This is a genomic window from Paraburkholderia translucens (genome assembly GCF_020881035.1).
GTDB lineage: Bacteria > Pseudomonadota > Gammaproteobacteria > Burkholderiales > Burkholderiaceae > Paraburkholderia > Paraburkholderia translucens.
In genome coordinates this window covers 336,715-355,701 of the sequence record NZ_JAJITC010000005.1, presented here as the reverse complement: position 1 = coordinate 355,701, position 18,987 = coordinate 336,715, and the positions used below count along the sequence as shown (strand labels likewise).

Genomic DNA, 18,987 nt, shown 5'->3' with positions numbered 1-18,987 from the left:
TGGGACGTGGCGGTCCGGTATTGGCGCACTCGCAGTGGCGCGAGTCGGAAAATTACGCTCGAAAATATAATTAAATGGTAAATTCGACTTGTATCAATGCGTTTTAAATAGAATTAAAGAATGTCGCGGCCGGCTTTCGATTTGACAAACCGCCAGCCTAAAGCCGGCGGTTCCGCTATCACGATCCGGCAATTCACTGCCCATTCCCGTACAGATCGAGCAGCATCAACGTCACGCCATTGGTCCAGCCGAAACCGTCCTGCAACGGGTACTCGCCGCCCCCGCCGCCGCCTTCGCCCGCACCTTCCACGACGTACTTCTCGACGAGCTTCTGCTGCGTCTTGTAGACGTTCTCGACGTCCGCGAGAAAGCGTGTGCCGATCGGCTTCGCGAGGTCCGCGCGTCCATAGCGTTTGAGGCCCTGAATCGCGATCCAGTGCAACGGCGCCCAACCGTTCGGTGCATCCCATTGCTGCGTGGTGTTATAGGTCGACGTCGCGAGGCCGCCCTGCTTGAGCAGCACGTTCTGCACGGTCTGCGCGGTCTTCCACGCGCGATCGGGCCACGCCACACCGGCCATCAACGGATACAGCATCGCCGGCGTCTGATTGTCGCGTTCCTTTCGGAGTTGCCAGTCGTAGTCGCCGTAGTAGCCCTTGCTATTCCATAGATAGCGGTTGATGCCTTCCGCGCGCCGCGCTGCGTGGCCGATGAACTGCGCGACGCAGCCGAAGTCGCGTGTCACCGAGCAGCCGCGCGCGATCGTCGTCTCGAGATGGAACAACAGGCTGTTCAGATCGACAGGGACGATCGATGTGGTTCGCACCGTGGCGAGCGTCTGGTTGTCGCCGAACCAGCGCGAGCTGAAATCCCAGCCGCTTTCCGCGGTCGCGCGCAGATCGCGATAGACCTGGTTGGCCGGCCGGCCGCTTGCCTGCTTCGCTGTCTGTATATCCTCGAGATACGACTCGTCGCGCGGCGTGTCCAGTTCGTCCCAGTAGCGGTTAAGCACGGTGCCGTCGTCGAGCACGACCACATTGCGCGTCGCGCCGCCGCGCGGCGTGTTGGCCTCACCCTGCATCCAGTACGCGTACTCCTTGCGTAACTCGGGCAGGTACTTTTGATAGACCGTATTGCCTTCCTTCTGGGCCGCGAGTTCGACCATATACGAATAGAACGGCGGCTGCGAACGGCTCAGATAGTACGTGCGATTGCCGTTCGGAATATGCCCGTATGTGTCGATCATGTACGCGAAGTTGTCGAGCATGTCGTCGACGAGATCTTCCCGTCCGGATTCCTGCAGGCCGAGCATCGTGAAATAGGTATCCCAGTAGTAGCCTTCGCGAAAGCGGCCACCGGGCACGACGTACGGTTTGGGCATCGGGATCAGCGAGCTGTAGTCGGGCACGCTCGTCGTCGTGCGCGTGAGGCCGGACCACAGCCAGTCGATGTGCTCGCGCAGACTCTGGTTGGGCGGCGGCGTGATGCTCTGATCAGGCGGCGGCGTGAAGTACTGGTTGACGAACGTCTGCAGCGAAAAGCCCGGCTGGTTCTTTTGCGTTTCGTACAGCTGCACGATCGCGGCGGGGCTGCCATTCGGCGTCGCGTCGACGAAAGTCTTCTGATCGCTGAAGATCTGCGCGGTTTGCACGGCGACGAACAGATCGCCGTACAGGATATCGGGCGCGGGCGGCAGCGGGGAGCCAACCTGGGTATCGGCGAGACAGCTCGCGGATGCGAAGACGAGCGTGGCGACGCATGCGATGCCGATCGCGATCGGGGATCGCCGCGGCATGACGTACTGAGCTGAGCTGGGGAAACGATGCAGGTTGGATACGGCACAGGTGCGAGACAGTGACAGAATGCTCATGATGCCTCCAAGGTTGTTGGCATTTCACTGGTCTCTTCGCATGCCACTCGATGCCCCCTCCCGGCGACATGCGAGTCCGACACGAGACGGCCGGTTGAATGGCTTCCAAAGCATCGCACGCTTTCACAGCATCAGGCAACTGCGGCGCAGCACATCCTGCATGCACTCAGCATGAAGAATGGAACGTGATGAACGAAGGGGGATGGTGCGCGCAATGGCGAATTTGCGCGTGCTTCGCGATCGAAGCAATGGAAGGGTTGAGAGCGAGCGCTTGCGCGGAAGAAACCGCTTGCTGAGCAAGCGACGTACCTGCGCCGGCTCTCCGCAAAGCCGGCGCAGGTACGCAAAACGACGAGAGAATTACTGCGCGATAGGCTGCGTCACGTCGGTGCCGAACCAATGAACGGAGATTTTTTTCAGCGTGCCGTCCTGCTTCAGTTGGGTCAACGCATCGTCGAGTGCTTTCGCGAACTTCGGATTGTCCTTGCGGAACGGGATGCCCATCTCCTGATCGGCGCCTTTGAGCAAAGCGCCCGTGCGCAGAGGCAACTGGGAGTTCTTGATGATATACGGCAGCATCAGCCGGTCGTCGATCGTCGCGTCGATACGCTTCGCGGCCAGATCGCGCAGCTTCTCGGGCGCGCCGGGATAAGTCAGCACGTTGATGCCCGGCACGGCGCGCGCCATCTGGTCGTAGTTGGTGCCGAGCGTCACGCCGATCTTCTTGTCGCCCTTGAATTCGTCCAGCGACGTGAACTCGCGCTTGTCGTCTGCGCGTTGGATCAATTGCGCGGCCGAGTACGTGTACGGCTGACTGAAATCGAGAATCTGCTTGCGTTGCGGCGTAATGGTGACCTGGTTGATGATCACGTCGAATTTGCCGCTTTGCAATGCCGCGATAATGCCGCTCCACTCGGTAGGAATGAACACCGGCTTCACGCCGAGCTTGGCAGCCACGGCTTTCGCGACATCGACATCGAAGCCTTCGAGTTCGCCGTCCTTGTTGCGCGAGTCGAACGGCGGATAGGTGCCTTCGAGACCGATCTTCAGGACTCCGGCCTGCTTGACCGAGTCGAGCAGATCTTCGGCATGAGCCGCGACCGCGGTGAAGCTGAAGGCGCAGAGCGCCAGCGCGTTGATGAGCAGCTTCGAAAGTTTCATTGAGTGTCTCCTCTTTACTTGAGTATCAGGCTACACATTGCAACGATTTCACTATCGTGCCTGCAACCCGGCCGTGTCGTTTCGCGGAACACGTCGGGTTGCGGGCGTCATCCTAGCACTCCAAAAGTCGCTCGTTTTGTCTTTGTTTGGAAGCGGGCGGGCGAATTCGCATTTGCAGGCGCGCGCGAACGGCCAATGGATGATTGACGGGCGGGGGTGTCGGCTTTGACACGCCTTACGCCCTCACCACAGTCACCCCCGCCGCTTCGGTGGGCTTCGTCAATTCCGCGCTGGTTTTCTTCTCGACCACGATGGTCTGAGCGAGCGTGATGGCGCCGATCACGAACCGCGACGCCGTGTTCATCTTCGACGACGATGCGAGCGCGACCGTCTCCGCCCCGCGCGCGGCGAACCTTGCGCTCGGGCCGTCAATCCTCGTATTCAAATGGTTACGATATGGTTGACGCTTTGGGCTACGCATGGGCATGCGATTGTCGCGAGCGCACTCCCACGCGGTTCGGAGAGCAGTTCACGGTATGTGACCGGAACGGGCGGCCGGTCGCCAACATACGATATCAGGTGCGCGATGGTTCGAAGGTTATCGCCCGTGGCGTTACAGACGCGCAGGGCCGCACGCAAGGTATCAGCACGAAATTCGCGAAGCACGTCACATTCGAGATTTCCGACGTTCGAGCACGCGTCTGAAGTTATTGCAGACGTAAGCCAGCGGCTAATACTTCAAATGAAACATTGAACAGAAGGCAAGTGCGAGCATGAATGATTTTGACAGGAACAACAAGTACGGCTTCAAGGTAATCGAAAACGAAGAATGGTTCGTGGTGCATTCGGGGGCTGTGACGAACACGAACTCCGGTTCAATGGTCTATGTGACGGTGGATACCACGCCTATATGCCCAAACATGACGGATGCCGAATTTCGCGCCAAGGTCATGGCATTGCGCGACGATGCTGTTGCATTGGTCGACAAGCGAATTGCCGCGTTGAAGACGTGGGATGCTTCGGAGCGGGTCCGTGTCACAAAATGGTTCGGCATGAAAGATGACGCGACGCGTAATCTACTGATTCAAGGCTTTACTGCAGTCAATAGGATTATGCGCAATCTTCAACCAAGGAGTTTCGTTCGTCAGTCTCCAGAACTTGACCATGTTCTTGGGTGTTTGCCGCAACCGGTTAGTAGCGGCTCCGCGGCGCACGTTTGCGCCCCGGATACAGCCTCTCATACCATCAGCATTCACCAGGCTTTTTGCGAAATGCGTGATTTCTCGTCGGGAGCCGATTCTAAGTTATCAACGATCATTCATGAGTGCACGCACTTTACGGACACGTTCGGCAGCAAGGATTGGAAGTATACGATCACACGATTCTTGCCGATCTGGGGGCAGCAGAATCCGCGGCAGGCAATCAACACTGCAGACAGTCTCGCGGGGTACATCGTGTACGAATACTAATCTCATCGCCTTGTCTTTTGGGCTGCTGTCTCTCAGCGCACAAGCATGCGACACATCTGAAAATCTTTCTGGTCAAAATATTGACCTGTATTTTGAAAGAAATTCGGCTCAGGTGTCGACGGAGCAGGTTTTAAAATTGGCAAATTGGGCTGTCGACATGCATCTTAAGTACCCTATTCAAGAGGTCATATCCATCGGAGGGGTAGCTGAGGAAAGCGAAAAGGAGCCCAAAAAATTGGCAGCGGAGCGGGCGGATACAGCAAAGGCAATGCTGATGCAATTTGGTCTTACTGAGGTTCCATACGACGTGCGGTCTGGCATTTACAAGCCTTTTGAGCATTTAGTCGAGCAGCCTCAGAAGATCCGGCGCGTTGAGATCGAACTATCCCCCGGTTGCCCTAACACTTGCTGTGACGGAAAGTGATGTGAAGACTCCGGGTGGCTTACTCACGTAGGCTCCGCGTCGGCGGGGCCTCGAACGAACAAATATCACATCCCGTGATTTTTATGCCGCCTCGGGCAGCGCGGGCGCGTCCTCGGGGCCGAGGTCACTGCATGCAGCCTAGTTGTGTGGCGAGTTGGTTCAGATCGCCGACGACGAAGTCCCACGCCTCTTCGGCCTTCAGATCGCTCGTCTGCGCGGGACCATGTTCCGTCGGCCGCAGCACGAATGCGGTGCTTAGGCCGACACGTCGCGCGGCAGCGAGATCGTTGTTATGCGCGGCGACAAGGCATAGCTCGCGCGGCTCGATGGCCAGAATCTCTGCCGTTTCGCTATAGACCCGTGGCGAGGGCTTGTAAGCGCGGACGACCTCCGCACCAAGAATGGCATCCCACGGCAGACGGGCACGCTTTGCCACGTCCACCATCAAGCGAATGTTCCCATTCGAAAGCGGCGCAATGATGAAACGCTGCTTCAGTCGATTCAACGCGTCGACGGCATCTGGCCATGGGTCGAGGCGGTGCCAGGCGAGGTTCAGCTCGTCGATCTCCGGCTCGGGAGCGTTGGCGATGCCGAAATGCGCGAGCACTTTGACGAGGTTTTCGCGGTGCAGTACGTCGAGCCGCACATAGGGTCTGCGTCCGCTACGCACTTCTTCCATCGCTGGCGAATACTCGCGACGCCATGCATCCGCGAATTCGGACGCATCGATTTCCGGCGCGTGCCGCTTCAGAAACAGTTGCGCTTCGCGCGCGACACCGCTGCGCCAGTCGACGACGGTGCCGAAGACATCGAATACGAATGCTTTGATGCCGGTTTGAGGGGCCGAGTCGATATCCATGACCTTCCTCTGTGATTGGAGGTGTTGACAGCAAGACGATCATGCCGCGCAGGACGTCGCTCGGCGCAAACTGTGATCACCGCGCGTGGCATGACACGAGCCATGCTCACGCGAGGTTCGACTCCTATCGAACGGTACCGATCGGTACCCGCTGTCGGACCGATCGGTACATACCGTGAGGCGTCGGAAAACAGTGTGCAGGCCGACGCGGGCAATCGCTTGCGTCGCGTTGCTCGACGATTCCGCCAGGTCCATGATTCCGTTGACCGCGGCCTGGGCACCTGAGTTCGCGCGCTGGTAAACGCCTTGAGCATAGACCATCGTTCTCTTCGACAGCGAATAATTCAACGTTGTGCCAAACTGGTTCGCATGATTGTTGTCGAGAACGTCGTTCATCTTCATGTACACATAGCTCGCACCCACCGACCACGCGGGCGTAATCTGCCAGCTTGCGCCGACCTGACGCCGTCTCCACCTGTTACGTCACAACGCGGGTACGTCGAGATTGCCGCTGGCTGCGGCGATGATCTTGTCCTGGCGCACTACGACGACATCCACGTCTTCCTTTTGCATCCAGGCGATGAGCTCCCCGTTGATGTCCACCACGTCGTTGTCGGCTTGTGCGCGCTGGTCGGCCGAACGCACCGCGATGAAGGTCGCGCCCAGTTTTTCCCAGGCGGCCTTCTGTTTAGCATCGAGCTTGCTTGCCGGGTCCGTGTTCGCGCCGAGCACGATGAGGCCATTGCCGGTGAGGTCGTCGAGGCGCCCGACCTGTCCCTTGCAGTTGGCCGCGAGTGGCTGCGGCAGGAACTTGCCGACCACCTTCTTGCTGCCTTCGCCTGTTTGCAGCCAGCCTCGCTGGTAGTGAGGCGGGCGCAACACCATCGGCAAATCGCCTGAGGCGCGTTCTTCTTCCATCATCGCGGCGACCTGCGCGTCGCTCAATTCGCGCTTGATGATCATGCCGAGGCCGACCGAGATCTTCGTGTAGCGTTCAACGTCCGGCGCGCGTTCCTGCTCGTAGGTGTCGAGCAGCGTTTCCGGCAAGCGGCCTTCCAACACTTCCACCAGCTTCAGGCTGGCGTTCTGCGCATCGCGTATGCCGGACTGCATGCCGTTGCCGGCCCACGGTGGCATAAGATGCGCGGCATCGCCGCACAGCAGGACGCGGCCGACGCGCCAACGATCGGCAAAGCGCACGTGATGGTTGTAGAAAGCGTGCTGGTGAATCTCGACTTCGTTCTCTGTCACGCCCAGCGAATTGAGCAGCTTCCACAACTGCTCATGGCTTTGGAAATCCTTGTCGCTTTCATCCTGGTTGAGCGGGAATTCCCAGCGATGGTTGCCGAGGCCGAGGGGAATGTCCACCACCGGACGGCGCGCGTCCGACCAGAAGGTGTGCATATGTCGATTCGGCCACCAACGCTTGACGCGGCAGTCGATCACCACCCAGCGCACCGACAACGTATCCCCGATGAGCTTGACGCCAAGTTGTTCGCGCGTGCTGCTGGAACCGCCATCGCAAGCCAGTGCGTACTTCGCGCGAATCGTTTCGCACTCACCGGTGACAAGATTCTTCGTCTCGATGGTGACGCCATCCTGGTCCTGCCTGATCGACGACATTTCGCGCTCGTAGCGCACCTCCACATTCTCGTAACGCTCAGCGCCTTCACGCAGCACGCGCTCCATGGCCGGCTGGTACAGACAATAGGACGAGGCAAAACCGAAGCTGCTGGACGGAAACGGCATCGACGTGAGCTGACGCCCTTCGTAGTCGACCCAGCGCATCGAGTGCACGTCGTCCATCACGGCCAGTTGCTGCTGCGCGAGGCCCATATCCTGAACGATGCGCATCGTCCAGTCATTAATCGTCACCGCGCGGGCGCGGGCATAGATGTCCTTGAACCGCTCGATCGCAATGGTCTTGATGCCGCGCTGGCCCAGCACATTGGCGGCGGCCACGCCGCTCGGTCCGTAGCCGATGATGGCGACATCGGCGTCGTATTTCTGATTCGTCTCAGTCATTCTTGAGAAACCCCAACACGGTCTTGTTGAACTCATCTGCGTGTTCCCACTGCGCCCAGTGACCGCACTGCGGCATCACGAGCAAGCGTGCGCGAGGAATCTGCTTCATCAGCACGAAGCCGGTATCCAGCGGCATGACGCGGTCTTCGCGGCCCCAGATGATCAGGGTTTCATGCGGCAGTTTGGCCATGCGCGGATCGCGCCATAGTTCTTCGAACGCGACGCCGGGGCCCAAACGCATCGGCGGTTGCGCGATGACGCGCGGATCCATGGCCGCCTTGAGGCGTTCGGCGAGCAGTTCTTCGGTGATCTGCGACGGGTCATAGACGAACTGATTGATGAATGCCTTCAACCGCTCCAGTGACGGGCCGGGGCCGTCGTAAAAGCTCACCAGCGTCTTGATGCCTTCGGTCGGGAACACCGAAGTGACCGGTGTGCCGCCGCCGGGTCCCATCAGGATCATGCGATCGACGCGCGACGGGCTTTCCATGGCGATCTTGAGGGTGATGGCGCCGCCAAGCGAATTGCCGACGAAGTGAGCCTTAGCGATGTCGAGATGGTCGAGCAGTTCGACGATTTTGTCGGCCCACCAGCCCGGAATCGGCGTGCCCGCCGGCTTCATGTCGGATTGGCCGAATCCCGGCAGATCCGGAACGATCACGCGGAAGTCCTTCGACAGGGCTTCGATGTTCCGGATGAAGTTCGCGCGGCCACTGGCGCCGGGGCCGGAGCCGTGGATCAGGATCAATGCCGGCCCTTCGCCCACGTCGTCGTAATGCAATTTGATGCCGCCGAGATCGGCGATTTTCATTTCAGCCATTTGCATGAGCGCGATCCTCGGGCTTGATGGTCAGTTCGTGGCCCCAGATGCTGATGGAATCGTGACGTTCCACCGTCCAGGTCGCGTCGTCGATCTCGCGCGCCCCCCAGCCGTACTCCAATTCCCATTTCGAGGGTGAGAGCATGTAAAACGAAGTCATGTGGTCATTGACGTGACGGCCAATGTCCCAGGCGATCGGCACGCCGGCTTTTTTGGCGCGATCGCGTGCCAGACCGACATCGTCCAGATGATTGGTTTGCAGCATCAGGTGGATGATTTTCTTGCCGCCCGGAACGCTGGCAAAAGCGAGGGTGTGGTGGCGCGGGTTGCAATGCATGAACGTCACCTTGGCATTGATGCCTGGCACGGGCTGGAACTCGATGTAGTCGCTCAAACGGAAACCGAGCCTGGTCCAGAAGGCTTGATAAGCCTCGGCGTCGGGCACGGCGATGACGATGTGACCCATGCCTTGTTCACCGGTCAGGAATCCCTTCACGCCGATAGGCGACACGAACGGCTTCTGGAAGGTTCGCGTTGCTCCGTAAAAGACTTCGACATTGACGCCCGCCGGGTCAAGGAAGCTCGCCAGTTCGACTACGCCGCGCCGCTTCGCGAGCGCCGTGTCCAACGTGCACTTCACGCCTTGTGCTTCGAGCGTGGCCAGAACGTTGGCGAACTCCACAGGCGAGGACGTCTCGAAGCCGATGGCCTTCAGGTCATCCGACGGACCCTGTTCGACGCGAAGGCGCCAGGCGCGGTCGTCGATGCGCAGCTCGAGCGCGCCGTCATCTTCGTTGCACTCGGCACCCAGAATGTTTCGCGCGTAGTCGGACCACGCTTTCAGGTCGCTCGCTTCGACGACCACGTAACCCAATGCGGAAATTGTCATGCGTGTTTCCTCGCTATGTTTTGGAAATGCCGCGCTGCCAGGTGGCGCGCGGCAAGTCGATTTTTTGGCACTCGCGCTTGAGCATCGCGGCGCGGGCCTGTTAGAGCAACGGCCATGCCAATCGAGGGTTGTTGCAGCGCGTACTGCCCGTTTGCCGCGAATATCCCAATGGAATCATGGGAACGACGAAATCCGGCGCGCATCAGGCGGTCGCACCGCAGCAAAACGCACGGGGGGATATCCCGCTTGAGATTTTTCGGTCGATGTCAAAAAATAGATGCCAACTGAAAAATTTTGCGGACGCACACGAGCACCGGCGCAATCGACGCAACGAAACGCGCCGCACATCACGAGAACGAACATGGAGACGAGCGTGCGAAGCGCGGGCACCGATCAGGCATTTCCGGACATGGCACCGATGAGGGAGCGGCTGCGCTTCAGGACCGAGCGCGCCGAAATCGCGCTGGGCGACCAGCGCATGATCCTGATGCACACCGCGGCGCTCAACGACCTGCGCACTGAATTGATTGCGTCGCTCGGCAGTCAGACCGCACGAACGCTGCTGACGCGCATCGGCTTTTCGATGGGCACGCGCGATGCGCAACTCGCGTTGCAACTCCATTCGCCCGAGGAGGGCATCTTCGAACTGCTCGTGCGCGGCGGGCAGTTGCATGCCCTGCAAGGTGTCGCGCTGGTTGAGCCGATCAGTTCGGACCTCGACATCGAGAACGGCCGTTGTTCGGTGGAGTTTTTCTGGAAGCACTCGTTCGAGGACGAGCGTCAGGCGTTGGAGCACGACACGCAGGCCACGCCGGTGTGTTGGCTGGAAACCGGCTATGCGAGCGGCTACCTGAGCGCCTGCGTGGGCAAGCTGATCCTCGTGCGCGAGGTGGAATGCCGTGCGATGGGCTTCGATGCGTGCCGGGTGATCGCGCGGCCGGCGAGCGAGTGGGATGACGCAGAAGCTGATCTGCAAATTCTCGAGGCGCCGGTATTTCCGGAAGCGCTCGCGCCGAAGGCGCGCGGGCAGGCTGGCAAGCATCTGAACGCGCTGGCCGCGCTCGAACGGTCGAAGAGCCGCTCGGACATCGTGGGTCTTTCGCCCGCGTATCAGGCCGCCGTCGGCAAGGTCAATCGTGTTGCCGCCACCGGAGCGACCGTGCTGCTGCTCGGCGAAAGCGGAGTCGGCAAGAGCACGTTTGCGCGACTGCTGCACGAACAGAGCCGGCGCGCCGGCGGCCCGTTCGTCGCGATCAATTGCGCGACGATACCGGAAACGCTGATGGAGTCGGAATTGTTCGGCGTCGAGCGCGGGGCTTTTACCGGTGCGGATGCGGCGCGCGCAGGGCGCTTTGAGCTGGCCGAAGGCGGTACGCTATTTCTCGACGAGGTGGCGACGCTGCCGCTCGTCGCTCAAGGCAAGTTGCTGCGCGTGCTCGAGACCGGGCAGTTCGAACGCCTCGGCAGCGGCACTGCGCGGCAAGCCGACGTTCGCATCGTCGCCGCGACGAACGAAGACCTCTGGCAGGCGGTTCGCGCAGGGCGCTTCCGCGAGGATCTCTTCTTCCGGCTGCATGTGTTTCCGATCGAAATTCCCCCGCTGCGCCAGCGCAAGGAGGATCTGCCGGTCCTGATCGAGCATTTCATGCAGCGCTTCACCCATGCCTATGGTCGAAACGCTTATGGCCTCACACCTGAAGCGATGTCGATGCTGCTCGGCTATTCGTGGCCGGGCAACATCCGTGAGCTATCGAACGTGGTCGAGCGGGCGGTCATCCTCTGCGAGGACGGGCGTGCCATCGACGCGGTTCACGTGGTGCTCATGAAGGACCTGAGGCGCGGCGGGGCGGTTGATGCGGAGCGGGCGGTGCCCGAGCCGCGCGAGGCCCACGCTGCGACAGTTGCGCAGGAGCCGCCGTCGCGTTCGCTGCTGGAGATCGTCGGCCGCTTGATGAAGGATCGCGGACTGACGCTGGAAGACATGGAGAACACGATGGTCGATGCCGCCATCCGGCGCTCGGACGGCAACATGACGCGCGCGGCAGCGTTGCTTGGTATCTCACGAGGCCAGCTGCTCTACAGGCGCAAGCGCGCGGTGAACGACAACGCGATGACCGACGAATCCGCGCGCCGCGATATTCTCGGGTCTATCGTGCAGTGACCAACCCTTCCAGCGAAAGGCGGACTCATCATGGCTACCGGAACCGTCAAGTTCCACCGCGTTTTACGAACGGCGCCCGAGCGCATCTATCGCGCGTTCCTCGAACCCGCCGCGATGGCGAAATGGCTGCCGCCGTATGGTTTCACCTGCGAAGTGCATCAGATGGATGCGCGCGTCGGCGGCACTTACCGCATGTCGTTTCATAACTTCGGCTCGGGCAAGGGTCACTCGTTCGGCGGCGAGTACCTCGAACTGGTGCCGTTCGAGAAGATCCGCTACTCGGACCATTTCGATGATCCGAACCTGCCCGGTCGGATGCACACGACGGTTTCATTGCGGCAGGTCTCGTGCGGAACCGAGCTGAACATCGTGCAGGAAGGCATCCCCGAGATGATTCCGGTCGAGATGTGTTATCTCGGCTGGCAGGAGTCGCTGGCGCAACTGGCGAAGCTGGTCGAGCCGGAAATTCCGGACTGACTCAGCGCGATCACAAGGCACGCTTCCCGGCAGCGGATCGGCAGTCGCGCCGCAGCGGCGCGCGTGTCACAACCAGCGCGGATCGCGCGTGAACGCGACCGTCAGCCAGCGGTCCGGGCCCGACTCGCCAATCGCGCGTGAGATTCTGTCGCGGATCTGATCGAGCTGACGTACGCCGGCGTGCTCCATCGTTTCGGGCAGCACGATATGCACCTCGACGAACAGCCCGCGGCCGACGCGCGTCGCGTAGTGCGAGTGCTTGACGAAGCCATAATCGGCGGTCAACTGCCGCATCAGGGCGCGTAGCTCGTGGTCCAGATCGGGCGGGGTGATCAGCAACACTTCCTTGACCGCGCCGATCACGGTACCGATCGGCATCGGGATCAAAACGAGCGTCAGGATCGCGAGCACGCTGGGATCGATGTACGGCGTCAGGTGGCCGTGCCCGGTCCGTTCGAGCAGCCACGCAATCGAAAACGCCAGCAGCAGCGCCGCGCTGATGCAGGCCGACATCAGCCAGCTCTTGATGTCGAGCGCGATCAGCTCGGAATCGACTACGCGATTCACGCGCCGTTCGCGCAGGAACATGAAGAAACAGAATGTCGCGACGATCACCGCGTAGAACACGCCCCAGCCAAACTCGAGTTCGCGGCCGCCCTCGAGCAGGCCTTTGACCGCGTTGATGAACGCATAAAAGCACAGGACCGACAGCAGACTGCCGTTGAACACGAGCACGAGCGGCTCGATGTGCCAGAAGCCATGCTGGAAGCGTCGACTGGTCTCCTGCTGAAGCAGGCGGGTGACAAGCAGCGACAGGCAGCACATCGCGGCGTCGAGCGCGGAGAACATGCCGTCGAAGATGATCGCCAGCGAGCCGCTCAGAATCCCGACCGCGATGCCGAGCCCGGCAATCATCATGGTGCAAAGCAGCGATTGTTTGAGGATGCACTGTTCGAGTTCCGTTGCTTTCATGGTCCGAGTGGCCGCCCGTGGCCGAAAGACGTTCAGCGAAGAAGGGAGTATATCGAGCCGCGGTCGCCAGGAATATCGCGGCTCTGTTGACCACTACTAAGCGCAACTAACGGTCAAGCCCATCAGTGCTCTGCACGGTTAGCCAGCGGCTCGTCGGCAAGGAGGCGGCTAGAGCGGGGCCGCTGCTGTTCGAACTGAACCGCGCGCTCGGCGTTCCGATGGGGCTCGCACAGATTGGCATGTTCGAGCACATTCTCGATGAAGCGGCCGATCTCGCGTGCAAGAATCCGTATGCGAACCCGCGTCCAGTGGAGCGCTACGCGATACCTGCGCTGCTGCAACGTGCGTGGCAGGGCGCGGAGCGGCCCGAGCGCCGGGCAACACAGCGTGGCCGGAACGATTCACGGAGGAAGACATGTCGACGAATAACCACGAGGCCGAACAGGCCCTGACCGAGCAGGTGGTAGCAAGCTTCGCGGGCACGCCCGACGAACGGCTGCGCACGCTGATGCAGAGCCTCGTGCGGCACATGCATGCGTTCGTGCGGGAAGTGGAGCCGAGCGAAGCCGAGTGGATGTCGGCCATTCGCTTTCTGACCGACACCGGCAAGATGTGCGACGACCTCGTGCGCCAGGAATTCATCCTGCTGTCGGATACGCTCGGCGTGTCGATGCTCGTCGACGCGATCAATCACCGGCTCGCGACAGGCGCGACCGATACCACCGTGTTTGGCCCGTTCTACATTCGCGGCATGCCCGAGCGCGCGTACGGCGAGAACATCGCGTTCACGCCGGGCACGCCTGCGCTCGTGCACGGCCGCGTCATGTCGACGAACGGCGAGCCGCTCGCGAACGCGGTGCTCGACGTCTGGCAGACCGCCGAGAACGGCATGTACTCGGGGCAGGACACCGGGCAGCCGCACGGCAATCTGCGCGGACGTTTCCGCACCGACGCGGAAGGCCGCTACGCGATCACGACGATCGTGCCGGTCAGCTATCCGATTCCGACCGACGGCCCGGTCGGCCGCATGCTCGAAGCGACCGGACGGCATCCGTGGCGGCCCGCGCATCTGCACTTCATGATCGACGCGCCGGGGCACCGTACGCTCGTCACGCATGTGTTCGATCGCGAAGACCCCTATCTGGGTTCTGACGCGGTATTCGGCGTGAAGCCGTCGCTGATGGTCGACTATCGCGAGCGCTCCGCCGATCACGAACTCGGGCGCCGCTTCGGTTTCGATGGACCGTTCCGCGAAGCGCGCTACGACTTCGTGCTCGACCGGAGCTGACCACGATCGCGCGTTTTTTCGCGGTATTCGCCATCGGCAAAGCCAGATCGGGGCTCGATCTCGCCATTCGCACCGCCTCGTCCGAGTCTCGACAGCAGCCCTCCGGTGACGTACCGTTATGGCCTTCCGCATCGGGCTCACTCCGCAGGCCCGGGCAGATTCCTTCATCAATAGACAGGCGCATGGATATTCGGGAATTAGCCAGAGAGCTCAAGCTCTCCATTTCGACTGTTTCGCGCGCCCTGAACGACGCCGACGAGGTGAGTGCCAAAACGCGCGAACGTGTCCGCGCGGCGGCGCTCGAACTCGGTTACGCGCCCAGCAAGTCCGCTGCAAGTCTGCGCCGGGGCCGGCTCGACATCGTCGGCCTGATGCTTCCCGTGCGGCGTGAAGAAGAGACGTACACGCTCGGTATGTTCATGAGACTGGCCGACGGATTGCAGTCGGTGCTGTCGCGGCATGGCATGGACCTCGTGATGTACTCGAGCGAGTCCTGGGACGACGAGTTCGCGCGATTGCGGCGCATCGTCGATCGCCGCCAGGTGGACGGCGTGATCCTCGCAGGCACGCGGCGGCACGACGAGCGGCTCGACTATGTCGCGAGCCGCAATTTTCCGTTCGTCGCGTTGGGCCGCAGCGAGTCGGGCGGCGAGCACACGTGGGTAGATCTCGACTTCGAAGCGGCTGCCGCCGCGGGTGTCGCCCGGCTCGTGGCAGGCGGACATCGGCGCATCGCGCTGGCGATCCCCGACGGCGACGCCATGCAGGCGCACATCTATTTGCGTGCGTGGAAGAAGGCGATGAAGAAGCACGGGCTGGAAGTGCCCGCGGCATACGTGCAGAGCAACGGGCTGTCCGAGCGCGGCGGGTATCTGGCAACCGAGGCGCTCTTCGCTCTCGACGATGCGCCCGACGCGCTGATGTTCCAGAGCGACTGCATGGCGATCGGCGCCTATCGTAAGCTTCACGAGCTGGGCCAGACGCCGGGCCGCGATGTGGCGATCTCGGGCGGTGTGCTGGCCGGCGAGGTCTCGGAATATCTTGCCCCGCCTCTGAGCGGATTTACGCTGGATGCCCATGGACTGGGGCAGCGCCTCGCCCGGGCGCTGCTCGGCCAGCTTCCCGATTTCGCCGAAACCTATCGAGCCGAGCGTGAGCCGGTGCTGTGGCCGCTGACCTTGCGCGACAACGACGGCGCTCCGCTCCCGGCCGCCCGATAGCAGAAGGCCGCACGCATCGAGCCTTGGTTTCGCGCGGTCCCCGCCGCGGTAGCGGGTTTTGTGGTTTGCGCCAGATACCATTGCGATTTTCGTGGGCGGCTTGACGACGCCTCCCGCCAGGACGATCATTCAAGCGTTTCCGGAAACGTTTCCGGAAACGCGGTCGCGACGGCAGGTACCTCGTGCTGCGTCGTCGACCTAACGGGCGGGCTCCCGCACGGCTCGAAGAGAAAACCCGAATAAAGCGCGGGCGCGGCGCGCAAAAAAAACGGAGACAGCATGAAGAAGCTACTTGCCGCATCCGCGGCCATCGGTCTGGCATTCTCGCTTTCTTGCGCGCCGCTGCACGCGGCGTCACTGTCGGTCTGGGCCGTGGACGAGCCCGACGACTACACCGCGAAGATGGCGCAGGAATTCGCGAAGCTGCATCCCGATGTCCATCTGCAGATCCGCAAGGTGGGCTTTGCTGCGCTCAACGACGAAACCATGCGCGCCGTGATGTCCGGCAACATGCCGGACGTCGTGCCGATCGACAACCCGAATACGGCGATGTTCGCCTCGAAGAATGCGCTGCTCGATCTCGGCCCGTACCTTGCGAAGTCGAAGGTCATCGACGCGAAGACGATCTTTCCCGGGCCGCTGAAGAATGCCACCTGGAACAGCAAGGTGTATGCGATTCCGCGCGGCACGAATACGCTGGCCATGTACTACAACAAGGACCTGTTCAAGGCCGCGGGGCTCGATCCTGAGCACCCGCCGCAGACGTGGGACGAGTTGTACACCGACGCGCAGAAGCTGACCGACGCGAAGAAGGGCGTGTACGGCCTCGCGTTCTCCGCGATCAACACCGAAGAGGGCGTGTTCCAGTTCCTGCCGTTCGTACAGGCGGCGGGCGCCGACTGGAACCGCTTGAACGATCCGGGCGCTGCTCGGGCGGCGGCCTTCTGGCAAAAGCTGCTGGACAGCAAGGTCGCGTCGCAGGACACGCTCACCCACAGCCAGTCGGAGGCGGCCGCCACGTTCATCAACGGCAATGCCGCGATCGACATCGACGGTCCGTGGGAACTGAACGCCGTCGACAAGGGCGCGAAGTTCAAGTGGGGCGTCGCGCTCCTGCCGGTCGAGAAGTCCGGTGGCCCGCGCGCATCGGCGCTGGGCGAGCAGAATCACGCGATCCTGCGCGGCGCCAAGAACCCCGATACGGCCTTCCAGTTCCTCGAATACATGTATTCGCAGCGCGACAGGAATTGGAACGACTTCGGCATGCAGCCGCCGTCCAAAGACACCAATACGCAGAATCCGAAGTGGCCGCAGGCGTATGAGGTCTTCAACGAGCAGATGCAGTACGCCCGTCCGCGCGGACCGAACCCGCAGTGGCCGAAAATTTCGAAGGCGATCTCCGATGCGATCCAGGCTGTGATCACGCATCAGGCCACACCGCAAGAGGCGATGGCGGCAGCGGCAAAGACCGTGCAGCAAGTCCAGAACTAGGCGCCGCGAAGGGCCTGATGGAGGTGGCAGAGCGCCGGGCTCCCGGCGCCGGCCGCCCTCGCACACCGTCCCGTCTGTGAGCGACGAACGCCATGAACACACTGTCACGCCCTACACCGTCCGGTCAGGCCTCCGGGATATCGAGCCGCATTCCGCGCGTTCACGCCTTCGAGGTCTCGCTGGCGGTGTTCGCCCTGCTGTATCTGCTGGTCTTCGCCGGGCTGCCGCTCGTCTACAACATCGTGCTCTCGTTTCAGCAGGTCGATCTGATGGCGCCTGCCACGCTGCTGCGCCCGTTCGTCGGACTCGCGAATTACCGGGATGTGTTCAGCCGCCCGGAGATGCATCAGGTAGCGGTGAACACGGTGCTGTTCGTCGGATTGTCGCTGACCTTCCAGGTTCTGATCGGCTTCCTGTTGGCGCTGCTGTTTGCCCAGGACTTCCCGTTCGCCAGCCTGATGCGCGGCCTGTTTCTCGCGGGCTGGATCATGCCTGGGCTCGTGGTGGGCGTGATCTGGAAGCTGATCTTCGCCGGCGACTACGGGGTGCTCAATCATGTGCTGATGCAAATGCACGTGCTCGACCACAAGATCTTCTGGCTGTCCGATCCCCGCTGGTCACTCTATGCCGTGATCGCCGCCAACGTGTGGCTCGGCGTGCCGTTCAACATGCTGCTCCTTTCGGTGGGGCTCGCGGCGATTCCGGCGGACCTGTACGAAGCGGCGGAACTCGACGGCGCGAACGCGCTGCAACGTTTCACCGGCATCACGCTGCCGATGATGAAAGCCACGCTGGGCGCCGTGATCGCGCTAGGCGCAATCATGACGATGCAGCAGTTCGACCTGATTGCGGCGCTCACGCAGGGCGGTCCGGCCAACTCGTCGCAGGTCGCGCAATTCTGGTCGTGGCAGCTCTCACTGCAGACATTCGAGGTCTCGGCGGGCTCCGCGGCCGCCACGATGATGCTGGTGCTGGTGCTGATCGTCGCGGTGATCTACGTGCGTTCGACGCGCAACGAAAGGATGGTCTGACATGAAGCGCTACGTCCTGTTCGTCATCGCACTGTGCATTACCGCGGTCTATCTGTTCCCGCTGTACTGGATGTACATCACCGCGTTCAAGAGCGCGGGCGAGATGTTCCACTTCCCGCCCACCTTCTGGCCGCAGCATCCGCAGTCGCATCTGTGGCGCGTGTTCAGCGACAGCGGCATGGGCAACTTCCTGTGGAACTCGTTCGTGACCGCGTGCGGGACGGTGGCAGTGACGGTGCTGATCGGCACGGGCGCTGCCTACGCGTTGGCGTTCGTGCAGAACCGGTGGACCCGCCTCGCGATCTTCACGGTGCTGGTGTTGCAGGCCCTGCCATCGAGCCTGATGGTGACGCCGATTTTCACCGCCTTCAAAAGCCTCGGTCTGCTCGATACCCCGCGCTTCGCGGTCGTGCTCGCGCAGATCACGAAGACGCTGCCGTTCTATATCGTGCTGTGTCGCCCGAGCTTCGTCCAGGTGCCGCGCGAGATGCGCGATGCGGCGCTCGTCGACGGTGCGTCACCGATGCGGGCATTCTTTAGCGTCATTCTGCCGCTCGCGGTCAACGGCATTCTCGTTTCGGCGATCCTCGTGTTCCTGCAATCGTTCGGCGAGTACGTCTACGCCCGTTCGCTGATTCTCGATGACCGCTACCAAACCGCCACGGTGGGCCTGTCCGCGTTCGTCGGAGCGACCAAGGTCGACTGGATCGGCATCATGACGTACTCGGCCATCTTCGTCACGCCTATCCTCGCGGCCTTCATGCTGCTGCAACGCAGGATCGTTGCCGGCCTGACCGCCGGCGCGCTCAAGTAACGCATATCTTTTTTTG

16 protein-coding genes and 3 pseudogenes are annotated in these 18,987 nt (G+C 61.6%); 10 read left to right on the top strand and 9 right to left on the bottom strand.

The annotated features are described in order from the left end of the window. Positions 1-193 precede the first annotated feature (193 nt). The 3 genes and pseudogenes from treA to LJ655_RS11770 form a co-directional block, all read right to left on the bottom strand. Positions 194-1,870, bottom strand: a complete 1,677-nt coding sequence (treA, locus tag LJ655_RS11780; protein ID WP_230561410.1) for an alpha,alpha-trehalase TreA — start codon at positions 1,868-1,870, stop codon at positions 194-196. A gap of 360 nt (positions 1,871-2,230) precedes the next feature. After that, positions 2,231-3,031, bottom strand: a complete 801-nt coding sequence (locus LJ655_RS11775; protein ID WP_230561409.1) for a transporter substrate-binding domain-containing protein — start codon at positions 3,029-3,031, stop codon at positions 2,231-2,233. Between the two features lie 235 nt (positions 3,032-3,266). Next, positions 3,267-3,440: pseudogene (locus LJ655_RS11770) on the bottom strand (DeoR family transcriptional regulator); the annotation flags it as partial. 364 nt (positions 3,441-3,804) lie between these two features. On the opposite strand from LJ655_RS11770, the gene LJ655_RS11765 reads away from it, so the two are divergent. Both LJ655_RS11765 and LJ655_RS11760 read left to right on the top strand, forming a co-directional pair. Then, complete coding sequence (locus tag LJ655_RS11765) at positions 3,805-4,500, top strand: M35 family metalloendopeptidase (protein WP_230561408.1); 696 nt, start codon at positions 3,805-3,807, stop codon at positions 4,498-4,500. 10 nt (positions 4,501-4,510) lie between these two features. Next, positions 4,511-4,924, top strand: coding sequence for an OmpA family protein (locus LJ655_RS11760; RefSeq protein WP_230561407.1), 414 nt, complete (start codon positions 4,511-4,513; stop codon positions 4,922-4,924). 124 nt (positions 4,925-5,048) lie between these two features. Here the strand turns inward: LJ655_RS11760 and LJ655_RS11755 are convergent, their stop codons facing one another. The 5 genes and pseudogenes from LJ655_RS11755 to LJ655_RS30210 all read right to left on the bottom strand — a co-directional run bounded on the left by LJ655_RS11755 (position 5,049) and on the right by LJ655_RS30210 (position 9,493). Next, a complete protein-coding gene (locus LJ655_RS11755) occupies positions 5,049-5,783 on the bottom strand; it encodes a haloacid dehalogenase type II (protein WP_230561406.1) in 735 nt (244 codons plus the stop codon). A gap of 186 nt (positions 5,784-5,969) precedes the next feature. Next, a pseudogene (locus LJ655_RS30460) lies at positions 5,970-6,245 on the bottom strand (porin); the annotation flags it as partial. A 21-nt stretch (positions 6,246-6,266) separates the two neighbouring features. After that, a complete protein-coding gene (locus tag LJ655_RS11745; RefSeq protein WP_230561405.1) occupies positions 6,267-7,808 on the bottom strand; it encodes a bifunctional 3-(3-hydroxy-phenyl)propionate/3-hydroxycinnamic acid hydroxylase in 1,542 nt (513 codons plus the stop codon). Beyond that, positions 7,801-8,634: an alpha/beta fold hydrolase gene (locus LJ655_RS11740; RefSeq protein ID WP_230561404.1), complete on the bottom strand. Its 834-nt coding sequence runs from the start codon at positions 8,632-8,634 to the stop codon at positions 7,801-7,803. The genes LJ655_RS11745 and LJ655_RS11740 overlap by 8 nt, the downstream gene beginning before the upstream one ends. Next, the gene (locus tag LJ655_RS30210) at positions 8,621-9,493 is read right to left on the bottom strand and encodes a VOC family protein (protein ID WP_230561403.1); all 873 of its coding nucleotides are present in this window, start codon (positions 9,491-9,493) and stop codon (positions 8,621-8,623) included. The genes LJ655_RS11740 and LJ655_RS30210 overlap by 14 nt, the downstream gene beginning before the upstream one ends. 385 nt (positions 9,494-9,878) lie before the next feature. On the opposite strand from LJ655_RS30210, the gene LJ655_RS11730 reads away from it, so the two are divergent. After that, positions 9,879-11,678 carry a sigma-54-dependent Fis family transcriptional regulator gene (locus tag LJ655_RS11730; protein ID WP_230561402.1) on the top strand — a complete coding sequence of 600 codons (1,800 nt, stop codon included), beginning with the start codon at positions 9,879-9,881 and terminating at the stop codon, positions 11,676-11,678. A gap of 30 nt (positions 11,679-11,708) precedes the next feature. Then, a complete protein-coding gene (locus LJ655_RS11725) occupies positions 11,709-12,155 on the top strand; it encodes an SRPBCC family protein (protein ID WP_230561401.1) in 447 nt (148 codons plus the stop codon). Positions 12,156-12,221: 66 nt separating this feature from the next. Here the strand turns inward: LJ655_RS11725 and LJ655_RS11720 are convergent, their stop codons facing one another. After that, positions 12,222-13,127, bottom strand: a complete 906-nt coding sequence (locus LJ655_RS11720; protein WP_230561400.1) for a cation diffusion facilitator family transporter — start codon at positions 13,125-13,127, stop codon at positions 12,222-12,224. 146 nt (positions 13,128-13,273) lie between these two features. Here LJ655_RS11720 and LJ655_RS11715 point away from each other — a divergent pair. The 6 genes and pseudogenes from LJ655_RS11715 to LJ655_RS11690 form a co-directional block, all read left to right on the top strand. Then, a pseudogene (locus LJ655_RS11715) lies at positions 13,274-13,483 on the top strand (maleylacetate reductase); the annotation flags it as partial. Positions 13,484-13,542: 59 nt separating this feature from the next. Further along, complete coding sequence (locus LJ655_RS11710; RefSeq protein ID WP_230561399.1) at positions 13,543-14,415, top strand: intradiol ring-cleavage dioxygenase; 873 nt, start codon at positions 13,543-13,545, stop codon at positions 14,413-14,415. Between the two features lie 182 nt (positions 14,416-14,597). Further along, a complete protein-coding gene (locus LJ655_RS11705) occupies positions 14,598-15,635 on the top strand; it encodes a substrate-binding domain-containing protein (RefSeq protein ID WP_230561398.1) in 1,038 nt (345 codons plus the stop codon). Positions 15,636-15,914: 279 nt separating this feature from the next. Beyond that, positions 15,915-17,126 carry an ABC transporter substrate-binding protein gene (locus LJ655_RS11700; RefSeq protein ID WP_230561397.1) on the top strand — a complete coding sequence of 404 codons (1,212 nt, stop codon included), beginning with the start codon at positions 15,915-15,917 and terminating at the stop codon, positions 17,124-17,126. Positions 17,127-17,218: 92 nt separating this feature from the next. Beyond that, the gene (locus LJ655_RS11695; RefSeq protein ID WP_230561396.1) at positions 17,219-18,157 is read left to right on the top strand and encodes a carbohydrate ABC transporter permease; all 939 of its coding nucleotides are present in this window, start codon (positions 17,219-17,221) and stop codon (positions 18,155-18,157) included. A 1-nt stretch (position 18,158) separates the two neighbouring features. Further along, positions 18,159-18,971 (top strand): carbohydrate ABC transporter permease, encoded by an 813-nt coding sequence (locus LJ655_RS11690; RefSeq protein ID WP_230561395.1) that lies wholly within the window; start codon positions 18,159-18,161, stop codon positions 18,969-18,971. Positions 18,972-18,987 lie beyond the last annotated feature (16 nt).